This is a genomic window from Bacteroidia bacterium (genome assembly GCA_041391665.1).
Lineage (GTDB): Bacteria > Bacteroidota > Bacteroidia > J057 > J057 > JAGQVA01.
In genome coordinates this window covers 2030986-2047061 of record JAWKNO010000003.1, presented here as the reverse complement: position 1 = coordinate 2047061, position 16076 = coordinate 2030986, and the positions used below count along the sequence as shown (strand labels likewise).

Below are 16076 nucleotides of genomic sequence, written 5' to 3'. Positions count from 1 at the left end.
CCCTACTCCTGCCGCGGATCGGGCAGATACAGGTATTTTTTGATGCGGGTGATTTCCAGGGAATAGTGCCCAAACTCTTCGACAACTTTTCCGCTCATCATATACAATCCCCTGCCGATCAGGGTATTTCTTTTGGCGACTTCGGGAAACAGGGTTACATCAAAAAACTGTCCCTCTGCATCCAGAAAGTTGGCGAATATCATAGGCTCGCCGTTGATGGTTTTGGTTGTTTTTGCACAGATATAATAACCCATTATCTCCACTTCCCGGTGAATGCGGCGGGGAAATTCGCTGCTAAGCATTCTCTCTTCAGGCGATTGGGCAATCAGCTCAAAAGGTGAGGAAAGCGGAAAACCCAGCAGTTCCATTTCATCATACGCATCCTCAAGCTTACTTACCGGCAGGTCAGGTATGGCGAATGTGTCCCCTGACGGAACAAACAATACATCCGGCTGCCTGATCTTCTGATGTTTGAGCTGATAATCCATTTCCCATAGCAGGGTGTATTTGGATTTGCCGGTGAATCGGAAAGCCCCCGTCCGGATCAGAATTTCCATTTGCTCCTGGCTGACCGGAATCCGCCTGACAAAATCTGCCATATCCCGGAAAGTGCCTCTGCGTTTTCTTTCTGCGGGAATTTCTTCGGCTGTTTTATGCTGAAGTTCTTTGATATGAATAAATCCCAGATAAATATCTTTCCCAATGATGTGTGTGTGATAATGGCTGTGGTTGACGCAGGGTGGATGAATGACAGCTCCCCACATTCGCGCTTCGTGGAGGTAGATTTCTGTATCGTAAAAACCGCCAAAATTGTTGATCACGCCTACCATAAACTCCAGCGGAAAATGCGCCTTCAGATACAAACTCTGAAAGCTCTCCACAGCAAAACTCGCTGAATGTGCCTTGGAAAAGGAGTATCCCGCAAAACTTTCGATTTGCCGCCAGAGTTCCCCGGAGATGTTTTCTGCGTAGCCTTTGGCCTGGCATGCTGCAAAAAAGTTTTCCTTCACAATGGCAAACTCCTCATTTGTCCGTGATTTTCCTGTCATGGCTCTTCGCAACAGGTCTGCATCCGCCAGGCTTAATCCGGCGAACCCATGCACCACTTTGAGCACATCTTCCTGATAGACCATTACCCCGTAGGTTTCCCGCAGCAGCTGCGCCAGTATGGGGTGAAGATATTCGAAGGCCAGACCATTGTGCCGGGAAATGTATGTACGCATCATACCTGACCGCGCCACACCAGGACGAATAATGGAACTGGCAGCTACCAGCCCCAGATAATCGGTGCAGCCCAGTTTTTTCAACAGTTGCCGCATGGCGGGCGATTCCACATAAAAGCAACCCATCGTCTGCCCTTCAGCCAACAAAGATTGGATAGCCGGGTCTTGCTTAAACGCTTCAATCTGGTGAATATCAATGCTTTTCTGTTGATTTTTTCTGACAATATCAACGGTTTCCCTGATATGCCCCAATCCGCGCTGGCTGAGGACGTCAAATTTGTGCAGGCCGATATCTTCGGCGACATACATATCAAAATGGCTGATCTGAAAACCCTTGGGCGGCAGGTCTAGGGCGGTATAATGGGTAATCGGCGCTTCGGAAATCAATATTCCTCCCGCATGAATGGAGAGGTGGTTGGGCATACCGGTAAGCAGGTTTGCATAGGTGAGGATTTGCTGCTGCAATTTTCCCAGGTCTTGCGGGAGCTTTCCATAGTGCGCCATACGCACCAGTTCGTCAAATTCGCTTTTGGGCAACCCAAAAACTTTTCCCAGTTCGCGGATGGCAGATTTGTCCTGAAACGTATTGTAAGTTGCCAGCAGGGCGGTATGCGAATGGCGGTAACGGCGAAAAATATAATCAATCACTTCATCACGGTCTTTCCAGGAATAATCAATATCAAAATCAGGCGGAGATTTGCGTTTGGGGTTGAGAAAACGCTCAAAGTAGAGATCCAGTTCCATCGGATCTACATCCGTAATCCCCAGGCAATAAGCAGCTACGCTATTGGCACCACTTCCTCTGCCGACATGAAAAAAGCCCTGCGATTTGCCATAACTCACAAAATCCCAGGTGATGAGGAAATAAGCGTTAAAATCGAGCTGGTCGATAATGTTTAATTCTTTTTCGACCCGCTTTTTTGCTTCGGGGTGATGTTTGCCGTATCGTTTTTCCAGCCCGTTGAAAACCAGTTTTTCCAGCAGCAGCATATCTTCATACTTTCCTCCGGTAAATGTGCTGCGGGTGCGGTTTTGCCTGAAGTCCATATCAAAATCACACTGACTCAGGAGTTTTTCTGTATTCAGAAGAATCTGCGGATAGTCGGCAAAGATATGGGAAAGCTGGTCAGGCGGAATGAAAGCCTGGCTTAATGACTCATGTGAAGATGCGGGAAGTTTACTGAGAATCACATTCTGATTAATCGCACTGAGGAGGCGGTGGAGGTTGTGCCCGCGTTTGTCGGTAAAAGTAAGCGGTTGCAGAATTACCAGCCGGTCCTGCCGGTGGCGGTAGCGCGAACGCATCAGTTCCTGCACCTGGTCGGCCCTGATACCCAAAAACTCATGTTCTCCCGACCCGGACCGATCTTGCCGCGACCAGGGATAAATGACAAATACATTTGACCAGGCAGGAGCCAGTTCGGGGAAATCCTGATGCCGGGTGGCGTAGTCAGAATAGAACTGACAGATTTCGTGGAAGCCAAGGTTGTTTTTTGCGATCGCGACGAACAGCAATTCCCCTGCTTTTCGGAACTCCATGCCTATGGCAGGTCGGATATTTGCCTTCCGGCAGGCTTTTACGAAGTCAAAACAGGCCGAAGTAGTGTGAATGTCGGTAAGAGTCAGACATTCGATCTGATGTTTTTGCGCCAACTCCACGAGTTCTTCTACCGTGAGCGTGCCATAACGCAGGCTAAAAGTTGAGTGACAGTTGAGGTACAGGTTTTTGTACAGACTGCTGGTCTGGTAGTTAAACATATCCGATATACATCCGCGTTTGATAGTACAAATGTAAAAATACTAATATAATTAGAATATTTACTAAAAATATTATCAAAGTATTGGCGTTATGCAATACAAACCTGGACAAACAAATGGAAACGACGCGTTCGATTGTGCATATGGATCTTGATGCATTTTTTGTATCTGTGGAGCGGAGGCAGGATTCCCGGTTACAAAATACTCCCCTGATTATTGGCGGCACGAGCGACCGGGGCGTGGTAAGCTCGTGCAGTTATGAGGCCCGCAGGTTTGGGGTAAGGGCCGGCATGCCGGTTCATATGGCCAAAAAACTGTGCCCGTATGCCGTTGTGCTCAAAGGCGATTATGATGCGTATGAAAAATGTTCGCGCGAAATAACGGAGCTGATCCAGGAAGAAAGTCCGCTGTTTGAGAAAGCTTCTATCGACGAATTTTACATCGATCTGACGGGAATGGAGCGTTTTTACGGCTGCTTTAAATGGGCCCATGCCTTGCGTATGCGCATTATGAAAGAGACTCACCTGCCCTTGTCGATGGGGCTTTCGGTGAATAAGCTCGTATCCAAAATTGTAACCAACCACGCCAAACCCAATGGAGAGCAGTATCTGCTTTCCAAACAGGTAGAGCCTTTTCTGTCGCCCTTACACGTCGGGAAAATTCCGCAGATCGGAGAAAAAACCAGTCATAGGCTGTGTTACAGAGGCGTTCGGGACATTGCCACTTTGCGACTGATTCCACAAAATATTCTTACGGGCGTATTTGGCAAACAGGGACATTTTCTCTACGAAAGCGCGAGAGGGCACGATGACCGCCCGGTGATTCCCTGGCGGGAGCGGAAATCGATATCCACCGAATCCACCTTTCCTGAAGACACGATGGACGTCGCATTTTTGAGAAAAACGCTGGTGCAGATGACGGAAAAGCTGGCGTTTCAACTGAGAGAGGCGCGACTGCTTACCACATGTATTACGGTGCGGTTGCGTTATGCAAATTTTGAGACCGTCACCAAACAGGCAACCATTTCCCACGCATATACCGACGATCTTTTGATCCCGAAAGCGTTGGCACTGTTGGATCAATTGTATCAGAAGCGGTTGCGGGTGCGATTGGTGGGGGTAAAACTCAGCCATCTGGCCCCGGGCGGGCAGCAGATCCAGTTGTTTCAGGATATTCCGCGGCAAAGCGATTTGTACACAGCGCTGGATCATATTCGGAGAAAATACGGAACAAAAAGCATTCAGCTCGGTATCGGGGTGTAGAATCTCCTTCTTGTAAAGCCCTGATTTACTTGAACTTCTACGGAAAGATTTCTACTTTACATGGGTTGTGGTTTTTAGGCAGGTACAGATATAACAGCGGGCAAGATATGGTCGAAATAATACTGAAACATAGCCGTTGGATTCTCGCTGTATTGGTGGTTGCCAGCCTGGCATGTGCAGGAGGTATGACCCGGCTGAAGGTCTCACACAAAATGGATGACTATTTCTCCGCCAATGGAGAAGATCTGGAGATATACAATCATTACCGGGAAATATTTGGCGATGATGATCAGTTCCTTCTGCTGGCGATTGCGTCGGACTCAGGTATTTACTACAGAAATTTTCAGGTTAAACTTAAAGCCGTAAAGGAAAAACTCAAAGAACAGCCCGGGGTTGAAAAAGTCCTTTGGATCGATGACTGGTTGCCCAAAACGCTTCGGCTTACCAAAAGCCTGACCGAATCGATTCCTGAAAGTCATTTGTTTATCAGCAATGACCATTCTGCGGTTTCACTGATTATCCAGCATGAAAATATCGATGACAAGGAGGCGATGGCTTCCCTGATCACAAATGTCAAAAATTGTGTAGAACCCTTTGGGTTGCAAAATATTCACATCGTAGGGAAAACCTATTTTACCATCATTCTGGAAAAATTTATGAAAGAAGATTCGGGCTGGTTGTTTGCCTCAACCGGTTGCCTGGTCATTTTACTTCTCTTTCTGATATTAGGGTCGGTCAGACTCTTATTGATTGCACTGGTTGTGCCGTTGCTTTCGATCGCATTTACATTGGGCATCATGGGATACCTCGGGCTGCATATCAACATGTTTACCACCATGGTGCCCACACTGATACTGGTCATTTCAACCTCAGATATCATTCATATCGTCAAGGGTACGGGGCCGGTCGAAGGAAGCCAACGGGTCGCTTATCACTTTGCCGCGCTGTTGCTTACTTCTGTCACGACGGCAATTGGTTTTGCCAGTCTGCTTACCACCCGGATACAGGCGATTGTAGAGTTTGGTGGTTTTGTAGCCATAGGGGTTATGTACACTTTTTTGCTTACCATTACCCTGTTTTCGCTCCTGCCGTTGGGAAAATATCAAACGATATCGATACTGGATAAAGTGCTGGATTGGGTGATTGTCAATTGGGTAGCGAGAGGGTACAGAAACCGGATTGTACAGTTTGTTACCATTGCAGGTTTTGCAGTCTTTATTATTATGGGTATCAGGGGAGTACGGACAAATTCGTATCTCCTGTCGGGTATTCCGGGCGACTCTGAGATCCCACAGAACACCCAATATTTTGATCATGCATTTTCCGGTACGCGGCCATTATCCATTTTTGTTGAGAAAAAAGACCGGAGTCTCCTTGTCCCGGATAATGTTTTTCCCAGACTGGACAGCCTTATAAGACACCATTTTCATTCACGGTTTCTTGTTGGCCCGCAAAAAGATCTTCCGTATGAAGGTGCACAATTCAAGGTAGCTACTGAAGACAGGAAGTATTTCAGGTTTTACGGTCTGATGAATGATGAAGGAAGTCAGGTTGCTACCCGCAGGTATGACAGCCTTACGCAAGCCGTGGCAGCAGATCATGACTTTGACCAGCTGAAGATCAGTTATACCGGTATTTCAAGAATGGCGGATAAAAATACGATTGATATTTCCCGGAGTATCATGCGCGGACTTTTTACAGCGTTGCTGATCACTTTTATCATGTTGTCGATATATTTCAAAGGCATTGTGGAGGCGGTTATTTCGCTTGTCGTCAATATTATTCCCTTGTTGGCGCTGGCTTCTTTATATGGTTTTTTGGATATAGAATTGCGTGCAGGGACCAGTGTGGCATTTTCTATTGCTTTTGGTATTGCGATTGATGACACGATGCATATTCTTGCGACATATAAAAAGCAGAAGTCTTCGAATGTACATTTTGACAAGGTGATTCTCGACTCAGGCCGGCCCGTATTGATGACCACGCTGGTACTGGGCATCAGTTTTTCCGTGTTGGCATTTTCCGGTTTGGAGGCAGTAAGCGTGTTAGGGCTTTCAATGGTAACCGGCTGTATTGCGGCGCTTATTTCAGATTTGGTCATTTTACCGGCTCTGATAGAGGCGACTATCGGGCGAAAAGCTAACGGGGCCCGGGCTTTTTGATAATCTCCCCCAAAATTTCCTATCTTTCTGCCGCCCCGGCAGAAGCCCGGGCCTGCACCATTATTCATCCATATTCTATGTTTCGATATTTCCTTTTCCTCTTCCCGGCCATTTTCTTCGCCTGCAGCCATTCATCCCAAACTGCTTCTACCCCTTCAGCGCCCGTAGACCTCGTCAATCCGCTCGTCGATGCGGCCAACTCCAGGTGGTTTTTTTTCACCTCAGCGAGTCGTCCGTTTGGTATGGTAAACCTCAGCCCAGACAACCTCGTCGAAGGCGCATGGGGCAGCGGATACCGGTATGATGTGGATACCATTCGCGGATTTAGCCATATCCACGCCTGGCAACTCGCCGGTGTATCGGTCATGCCTGTCAACGGCGAAGTCGATTATTTGCAGGGAGCAGAAGGTTTTGCCTCTCCCTTTAGCCACAAAACTGAAGTCGTCAGACCCGGCTATCACAAAGTGCAGCTTGACCGCTATAACATCACGGCAGAACTTACCTCTACAACCCGGGTCGGTTTTCACAGATATACATTTCCCGAAAAAGGAGCAGGGGAAATCGTTTTTAACCTCGGTGGGATGCTCGGCCCTTCCGAAATGACAGACGGACTCCTTCGCAAAGTGAGCGATACCGAAATCGAAGGATACACTACCAATGCCCCTACCCGCCGTCGTCCGAAGCCTTACCGCGTATATTTTGTGGCGCGGTTTGATCGCCCTTTTCAGTCCCTTGATGGATGGGCAGGCGAAAATCTTCAAAAAAATATCTCCCAAATCGCAGATGCCCGATGCGGAGGAATTGTCAGATTTGACCAACCCGGATCGAAACCTGTCATGATGAAAGTCGGTATTTCCTACGTCAGCGAAAACCAGGCCCGACTGAATCTTGACACAGAACTCAGCCACTGGGATTTTGATAAAGTATCCGCCGAGTCCCGCGATACCTGGAATAATTGGCTGAGCAAAATACAAGTCGAAGGCGGGACCCACGACCAGCAGGTGCGGTTTTATACAGACCTGTGGCATGCGTTGCAAGGGCGCCGTATCATCAGCGATGTCAATGGCCAATACACAGACATGACGGGCCCTGCACCGAGAATCGGGCAAATACCGCTGAATGCCGAAGGGAAACCCGCATTTAACCATTACAACTCCGACTCCTTCTGGGGTGCCCAATGGACGATCAACACCCTTTGGGGAATGGCATATCCGCAGGTGGTGGATGAGTTTTGTCAGTCGATGCTGATGATGTACCGCGATGGCGGACTGATTCCCAGAGGCCCTTCCGGCGGAAATTATACCTATGTGATGACCGGCGCTTCGGCCACCCCTTTTTTTGTGAGCGCATTCATGAAGGGTATCGGCAGATTTGACAATGAAGAACTGTGGACAGCCTTGAAAAAAAATCATATGGAAGGCGGCATCATGGCCAAAGCTGGTTATGAACACGAAACCGCTATCGGCGGCGGACTGAGCCACTATATGCAAAACGGCTATGTGCCTTTCCCGATTCCCGAAGGGAAGTTTGGCTTTCATCAGGACGGAGCGAGTCTTACACTCGAATACGGCTATCAGGACTGGACGCTGGCACAGTTGGCAAAAAAGATGGGAAAAGAGGAAGACTACGCATACTTTATGGCCCGCAGCCAGGGGTATAAAAAAATCTATGACCCCTCTTCGGGGTGGATTCGTCCAAAAGATATAGAAGGTAAATGGCTGGAGCCATTTGATCCTTACAACTATGAACACGGATTCAACGAATCGAATGGTGCGCAGTCGAGCTGGTTTGTGCCCCACGACCTTCCCGGGCTGGCAGAATTAATGGGGGGAAAAGAAGCCGCCGCAAAAAAACTGAATCAGTCATTTGAAGCCGCCGCCAAACAAGGATTTACCTCCGGTAAAGCGCATGATGCCGAGTTGCAGGAAGAACTGCGCCGCATACCGATCAACTACGGCAACCAGCCTTCGATGCAGACCGGGTATATTTTTAACTATTTTGACCGGCCAGACCTGACACAGTACTGGATTCGGGAGGTGATTGATTCGGTCTATAGCGGCGTCGATCACAGCAGCGGGTATAGCGGAGATGAAGATCAGGGGCTGATGGGGTCACTGGCTGTATTGATGAAAATCGGGCTGTTTTCTATGCAGGGCGGGGCAAATGAAGAACCCATTTACGAGTTGTCCAGCCCTATATTTGACAAAGTGACCATACATCTGGATCAGCGATATTATTCGGGCGAAAAGTTTACCATCAATGTAAAAAACAATTCTGCCCGGAACCGCTATATAAAAGCAGCCAGCCTGAATGGAAAGCCATTGGATAGCTGGTGGTTTTACCATCGGGATTTTGCGAGTGGCGGGGAATTGGAGTTGGAGATGGGGAGGGAGTGATGGGTTCGACCTGTTAGGTTGATAAGCGGCGACCTAACAGGTCGATAGTATTAGTGACGATTGTAAGTGTCAGGTAGTCATTCAATTACCTATTTCAACCTAACAGGTCGAAGCCTTCTAAACCATATATTTTGTTACCCCCAAAAACACCTCAACCCTGATGAAAAATATTCCTTTCCTCCTGCTTTTTCTGATTACTGGTAATCTGTTCTCCCAAAATTACCACCTCCTGCTTAGTGGCGATTTCTCTACGGCACATCTCACCGGTAATGGCGGGCGTTTTCTCCATACCTGGCACAACCGGGAAGCGGGTGAATGGAAATTCGCCGAAATCTCCCCCGAAGGTAATCTCCAGGTTGTAACAAAGTCCGGCGAATGGCTCTCCCTGGACTGGCATTCACAGGTGATAAAAAGAAAAAAGGCGTCTGCCAGTCTGCTCAAAAAAGCTCAAACCGCCAACTATGGCCGCCCTAAAGGCGAATTCGAAGAAGTGACATTCATTGTGCCTCTTCCCGAAACCCAAATAGCGGCCCTGCTTTCTCAATTTCGCACGCCTCCGCCCTACACTCCTACCGAAATCAAGCAGGAAAAACGCGAGATTACCCTCGACGGGCAGTACAAAAAACTCAACCGGGAGACCATCTCCGAAATCGAAGCCGGTTACTGGCACAATGCAGATAATTATCTGAACGATTTTCTCGCGCTTAACCCCAATGACCCCGAAGGCTTATACGCCCGCACACTGCTGCTTACGCGAAGGGGAAATCTGTCCGGCGCAACAAATATTGCCCGTGAGGCAGTGGAAAAAGGGCTGCTGCCCGAACGTTTTCTCAGCAACCTCAACGGAATGTTTGACCCGCTGCTTCAGTATGAAGATTTCCGGAAGTTTGTCGATTCTCTGGGCGTCTCCCGTGTCCTTCATGGCCCTACACTTGGTAACAAAACCGCCGATGGCATCTCTGTCTGGCTCCGCACCCATGGCCCGGCAGAAGTATTTGCCAAAGTGTTTAACCCTGCGACCACGGAGGAAATTGCCCGTTCCGAAACTGTTTGGACAAATGCGGAGCATGAATTTACCGCCAAACTGAGCGTACAGGGACTTCAGACTTCAAAAGCTTATGGTTATCAGATCTTTGTGGATGGCAAACAGGCGGGCGGAAATTATTCATTTACTACCGCGCCGGAAAAAGGAGAAAAATCTGCTTTTCGTATCGGCTTTGCCGGTGGGGCGGGTTATACTCCCTGGTTTGAAAGAATGTGGGATACCCTCAATACACACAATCTCAGTGCCTTTCTGTTGATGGGTGATAATGTGTATATCGATCATCCCGAACGCCCCGCGACTCAGCAATACTGTTATTACCGCCGCCAGTCCCGCCCCGAATTCCGAAGATTTGCCTCATCTACTCCCCTGTATGCCATCTGGGATGACCACGATTTTACCTATGATGATGAAAGAGGCGGACCGGATAAAGATAGCCCATACTGGAAACGCGAAGTCTGGCATCTCTTCCAAAATCAGTGGATGAATCCTTCCTTTGGCGGAGGTGAAACTGATCCCGGCTGTTATTTTGATTTTTCCATGGGCGATGTGGATTTTATTATGCTCGATTGCCGCTACTACCGCGAAGACCCTGAACAGGAAAATCCTTCCATGCTGGGAGACCTGCAGAAAGAATGGCTCAAAGAAAAACTGAAGTCCTCCCAGGGCACTTTTAAAATTCTTGCATCTTCTGTGCCTTGGGCAAAGGGTACCAAACCGGGCAGCCTCGATACCTGGGATGGTTATTCGGGTGAAAGGGAAGAAATTTTTTCGTTTATTGAGTCTGAAAAAATTGATGGAGTGATTCTGATCTCAGCAGATCGCCATCGCTCAGATGCCTGGCATATTGAGCGGCCTGACGGCTACGATTTTTACGAATTTATGAGCTCCAAGCTGACCAATGTCCATACACATAAGGTCATGCCTAAGGCCCTGTTTGGATATAACAAAACCTGTTCGTTTGGTCAGTTGGACTTTGACACCAGGCGGGACGACCCGCAGGTAACGTACAGGATTTTTAATATTGAAAATGAAGAGATTCACCGTATGACCTTGTACTTGAGTCAGTTACAAATCGCTAACCCAAAATAAATCAGGATGTCTTCCCTCATTGCCCCTTTCCTCCGTAGTGTGTTTTTTCTGTTGGTAACGGTTTCCTCTCTGACCGCGCAGCCCGTACTTTTCGAATGGCCGGAATCCTCCCGGGAATCCAAACCCTGGACCCGCTGGTGGTGGCCCGGCAGCGCGGTTGACAGTGCGAATATCACCTGGAATCTGGCGCAAATCTCCGCCGCCGGTTTTGGCGGGGTGGAAATCACGCCGATCTACGGCGCAAAAGGACAGGAAGCCCGATTCCTTCCTTACCTCTCACCCGGCTGGGTGAGTATGCTGGACTTCACCCTTGAAGAAGCCCGACGACTCGGCCTTTCCGTGGATATTCCGCCCGGCTCGGGTTGGCGCACTGGTGGCCCCTGGGTAAAGCTGGAGGACGCCGACTCGCGAATGGAAATTTCTTCCCTTTCCCTGCTTCCCGGCGCAAAATGGAAAGCGGATTTTAAGGGAAGGCGAATATTGTCTGTCATGGCTTACGGCCCCGGACAAACGCTCGATCTTTCCGGACGAATCAGAAAAGATTCTACCCTTCGCTGGAAAGTGCCGGAAGGAGAATGGACAATCTGGACAGCCGAAATGGTATTTCGCGGGGGGAATGTCAAACGCCCCGCCCCCGGCGGGGAGGGGTATAGCATTACGCCCTATTCTTCCGGTGCTTTGTCCCGGTTTCTCGAAGCGTATGACCAGCGGGTCGGCACACTGCCGCACGGCCCGCTGCATAGCTATTTCCACGATTCTTTTGAATACACCGGCGACGTTTCCCGCGAAATATTTGACCGTTTCGCAGAAATCAAGGGTTACGATTTGCGCGAGCACTTGCCCGCTCTCAGTGGAAAAGGCTGGCATATGGAAGTAGAATCCATTCAGGCGGACTACCGCGAAGTGCTGGGCATCATGTTGCGGGATGACTTTTTTACGAGTTTCAGAGATTGGGCGCATGCCAAAGGCAGCCTTTTCCGCAACCAGGCGCATGGTTCGCCCGGCAACCTGCTCGACCTTTATGCGCTCGCAGATGTGCCTGAAACCGAAATCTTCGGTCCGCTCTCTGGTCCCGATGCCAACCGGCTGATCAATCGGTTTGCGTCCTCCGCTGCCCACGTAGCCGGAAGGTTATACTCATCTTCTGAAAGCTGTACCTGGCTGGGCGAACATTTTACCGTCGGGCTGGACAGCATGAAGGCAGCGATTGACCACCTCTGGCTGGGGGGAATCAATCATGTGTTTTTTCACGGGACGGTCTATTCCCCGCAGGATGTGCCCTGGCCGGGTTGGTTGTTTTACGCCTCAGTGCAGATGAATCCCCAAAATCCGCTGTGGAAGGAAGTGCCTGCACTTTCGGATTATATCTCACGGGGGCAGGCTGTGCTTCAGGATGGGAAACCAGACAATGATATTTTGCTTTACTGGCCCTATCACGATGTCATTGAGCGGGAAGGTGATTTGAAGCAGCAGTTTGTCGTACACAAACCCGAGTGGTTTATCAACAGCGAATTTGGTCGCATGGCCGAAAAGCTGGAATCGATGGGTTATTCGTTTGATTATATTTCCGACCAGCAATTGCAGAATTGCTCATTTCAGGATGGGAAAATAGTCACACCCGGAGGCAGTGCTTATCGGTTGGTGCTGATTCCCGGCTGTGATTATATGCCCATTGAAACAGCGCTGGCAGTAGAAAATCTGGCCAAAACGGGTGGAGAAATCATAATGGAAAAACATATTCCCCGATTCGCCCCCGGCTGGAAAAATAAAACCGTCAATAGCCAGATTCTCGTGGAGACATGGCAGCGGATTCTCACCCAGACACCGGTCAAACTTGTCGTGGATGTAACCCGCGAAATGGCAGACAGGGGCGTTCGGCGTGAAGTCTTGAGTAAAAATGGCGAACTGGGGTTTATTCGCAGGAAAAATGCTTTGGGAACGTACTACCTGGTTGTCAATGAAGGCAATCAGCCTTTTTCCGGATATGTTACCCTCGCTGCGGAAGGTAGTTCTGTGATCATCATGGATCCGATGACCGGTAAAACCGGATTGGGCGATATACGTCCGCCCGAAAAAAACAAAACACAGGTATTTGTCCAGCTTCCTGCAAAAGCGTCCCTCATTTTGCGCGCCCTCACCGAAACAATCAAAGGTCCCCGCTGGGTGTACGAGTATCCGGCAGGCCAAGATATCCCATTGACCGGCGAATGGAAGGTGGAATTCCTCTCCGGCGGTCCGGCCATTCCCCCGAAAAAAAATCTCACCACACTTACCAGCTGGGCAGAATGGGGAAAGTCGGAAGAATCCTTTGCCGGAACGGCCCGATACAGCCTGACCTTTGATGATCCGGGTACAGGGAAAAACTATCTGCTCGACCTCGGAAAAGTCGCAGAAACGGCCACTATTTACCTCAATGGCGAAAAAATTATAACCCGACTGATTGCACCCTATACCTGCCATTTAACCAAACTAAAACCTACAGGCAACCTCCTTCAGGTAGAAGTAACCAATCTGGCCGCCAACCGCATCCGCGAACTCGACCGGCAGGGCGTAAACTGGAAAAATTTCTACGACATCAACTTTGTCAACCGCGACTACAAAAAATTTGATGCTTCCGAATGGCCAACCTATGAGTCCGGGTTAATAGGCCCTGTTACCCTTCAGCCAATTTCGGATAAGGCCTATATATTTTCCTATTTCACCGGAAATGGCGAAGACGGACTGCACTTTGCCTTGAGCCGCGATGGCGTAAAATGGGAGGCGCTGAACAATGGCAATTCTTTTCTTTCCCCTCTCATCGGCGAGTCAAAACTCATGCGCGACCCCTGCATCACCCGCGGGCCCGACGGCGAATACCACATGGTATGGACAACCTCCTGGAGCGGCGTCACGATTGGCTATGCCCATTCGAAAGACCTCATCCACTGGTCAGAACAAAAAGCCATTCCCGTCATGGCGCATGAACCCAAAGTGCAAAACTGCTGGGCGCCGGAGGTTCTCTATGATGAGGAACAAGGGCAATTTATGATATTCTGGTCGTCAACCATTCCCGGCCGATTTCCCAAAACAGACAAAAGCGAACGCAAAGGCCAGAACCACCGGATGTATTTTACCACAACCAAAGATTTTGAGACCTTTAGCCCGACCCGGCTATTTTTCGATCAGGGATTTAATGTCATTGACGGTAGCATCGTGAAGGCAGACGGGAAATACGCCATGTTTGTCAAAAACGAATCGCTTATTCCCACCCCCGAGAAAAATATTCGCCTGACCTATGCAGACAACCTTCCCGGTCCATGGACCCGTGCATCAGAACCCATTACCGGAGATTACTGGGCGGAGGGGCCAACCGCGACACAGATCAACGGCAAATGGTTTCTCTATTTTGACAAATACACCCAGCATCAGTACGGCTTGCTGACTTCCAAAGACTTCAAAACCTGGGAAGACCGTTCGGCAGAATTGCAAATGCCCAAAGGAATCCGGCACGGAACTGTATTTGAGATAACAGGGGAAGAAGCAACTGTTCTGCAGCGGGCAGAAGTGAATATTTCCCCATGGGAGAAAACCAGCGGATCGCGCACCAAACGCCCCAATATCCTGATTGCCATTGCTGACGATCAGTCCTTTCCCCATAATGGCGCCTACGGTTTCCCGTCATTTGCCACACCGGCATTTGACCGGATCGCCAAAGAGGGGATTTTATTCACCCAGGCATTTGTCGCCTCGCCCGGCTGTAGTCCGTCGAGAGCCGCGCTCCTCACCGGCCGCAACTGCTGGCAACTGGAGGAAGCCGGAACCCATGCCAGCAGTTTCCCCACAAAATATGTAACGTTTCCCGACCTGCTCGATGCCGCAGGATATCAGACCGGTTTTACCGGCAAAGGCTGGGGTCCTGGCAACTGGCAAGTATCGGGTCGCACCCAAAATCCCGCTGGTCCGGAATGGAATAACTATAAAATGGAAAGTCCGGCAGGCATATCTGCGACAGATTACGCCGCCAATTTTGCCCAATTTTTACAATCAAAACCTGCCGACGAACCCTTTTACTTCTGGTATGGCGGTCACGAACCCCATAGGGCGTATCTGGAGGGGATTGGCGCAGAAAACGGAATAGATCCCGCCAAAATCAAAGTGCCTGCCTTCCTGCCCGCCGTGCCCGTGGTGCGTAGCGATATGGCCGACTATGGCTATGAAATCCAATGGTTTGACAGCCACCTTGCCCGGATGCTGGCCATGCTCGAAGAAGCCGGCGAACTCGAAAATACCATCGTCATCGTAACCGCAGACAACGGGATGCCCTTTCCCCGCGCGAAAGCCAATACTTACGAGTACGGCATTCATGTGCCGTTGGCCGTGCGTTGGGGAGCCGAAATCAAAGGCGGGCATGTGGTGGACGATCTGGTCAGTTTTACGGATATTGCCCCGACCCTGCTGGAAGCGGCGGGAGTAGTTCATCCCGGCGAGTACCCGATGGCAGGCAAGAGCCTGATGAGTATTTGGCTTTCGGGCAAAAGCGGGAAAGTAGATCCGACGCGAACGGCGGTATATGCGGCGCGGGAGCGGCATTCGTCCTCGCGGTACAGGTCGCTGGGATATCCGCAGCGGTGTGTGCGTACGGAGGAGTATCTGTACATTCGCAACTTCAAGCCCGAGCGGTGGCCGGCGGGGCCGGGCGAAAAATTTGGCGGACTGATGGACATCTCTACCCGTCAGCGGGACCAGGGATATCACGATATCGATGATGGTCCGACGTTACAATTTTTGATCAAGGAAGCCGACAGCCCCGAATACAGCAAATACCTCACCTTGGCGGTGGACCTTCGTCCGGCGGAGGAGTTGTATAGTATCAAAAGCGATCCTGACTGTCTGCACAATCTGGCAGAAAAACCCGAACACGCGGCAGTAAGATCCCGCCTGGCGGAGCAGTTGATGCGTTATCTGAAAGAAACGGGCGATCCACGGGTAACCGGCAGCGGCGATGTGTGGGAGACGTACAAGCGATATTCGCCGTTGCGGCAGTTTCCCGAGCCCGACTGGGCGAAGCAGCACCCGGAGTGGGTACCGGGGGAGTGAGGGGAACCCCGGACGGGGACATATTTAGGCAAACACTTTGATATTTAGCAGAAAATCAACAAATT

The 16076-nt window shown here is 49.9% G+C and carries 6 protein-coding genes; 5 read left to right on the top strand and 1 reads right to left on the bottom strand.

Translation table 11 applies throughout. From position 1 onward, the window contains the following. Positions 1–2 precede the first annotated feature (2 nt). Complete coding sequence (gene dnaE, locus R3D00_31055) at positions 3–2981, bottom strand: DNA polymerase III subunit alpha (GenBank protein ID MEZ4777654.1); 2979 nt, start codon at positions 2979–2981, stop codon at positions 3–5. 116 nt (positions 2982–3097) lie between these two features. Between dnaE and dinB the strand changes: the two genes are divergently transcribed. The 5 genes from dinB (at position 3098) to R3D00_31030 (ending at position 16011) form a co-directional block, all read left to right on the top strand. Continuing rightward, positions 3098–4243, top strand: coding sequence for a DNA polymerase IV (gene dinB, locus R3D00_31050; GenBank protein ID MEZ4777653.1), 1146 nt, complete (start codon positions 3098–3100; stop codon positions 4241–4243). 107 nt (positions 4244–4350) lie between these two features. Next, entirely contained in the window at positions 4351–6405 is a 2055-nt protein-coding gene (locus tag R3D00_31045; protein MEZ4777652.1) for an MMPL family transporter, read from the top strand. Between the two features lie 77 nt (positions 6406–6482). Beyond that, positions 6483–8801: a GH92 family glycosyl hydrolase gene (locus tag R3D00_31040; protein ID MEZ4777651.1), complete on the top strand. Its 2319-nt coding sequence runs from the start codon at positions 6483–6485 to the stop codon at positions 8799–8801. A 160-nt stretch (positions 8802–8961) separates the two neighbouring features. Then, positions 8962–10935 carry an alkaline phosphatase D family protein gene (locus R3D00_31035; protein MEZ4777650.1) on the top strand — a complete coding sequence of 658 codons (1974 nt, stop codon included), beginning with the start codon at positions 8962–8964 and terminating at the stop codon, positions 10933–10935. A gap of 6 nt (positions 10936–10941) precedes the next feature. After that, positions 10942–16011 (top strand): glycosyl hydrolase, encoded by a 5070-nt coding sequence (locus R3D00_31030; protein MEZ4777649.1) that lies wholly within the window; start codon positions 10942–10944, stop codon positions 16009–16011. Positions 16012–16076 lie beyond the last annotated feature (65 nt).

Coding starts and splice junctions, on each gene's coding strand:
- R3D00_31030 (MEZ4777649.1), top strand. CDS start 10,942: ATGTCTTCCCTCATTGCCCCTTTCCTCCGTAGTGTGTTTTTTCTGTTG.
- dnaE (MEZ4777654.1), bottom strand. CDS start 2,981: ATGTTTAACTACCAGACCAGCAGTCTGTACAAAAACCTGTACCTCAAC.
- R3D00_31040 (MEZ4777651.1), top strand. CDS start 6,483: ATGTTTCGATATTTCCTTTTCCTCTTCCCGGCCATTTTCTTCGCCTGC.
- R3D00_31045 (MEZ4777652.1), top strand. CDS start 4,351: ATGGTCGAAATAATACTGAAACATAGCCGTTGGATTCTCGCTGTATTG.
- R3D00_31035 (MEZ4777650.1), top strand. CDS start 8,962: ATGAAAAATATTCCTTTCCTCCTGCTTTTTCTGATTACTGGTAATCTG.
- dinB (MEZ4777653.1), top strand. CDS start 3,098: ATGGAAACGACGCGTTCGATTGTGCATATGGATCTTGATGCATTTTTT.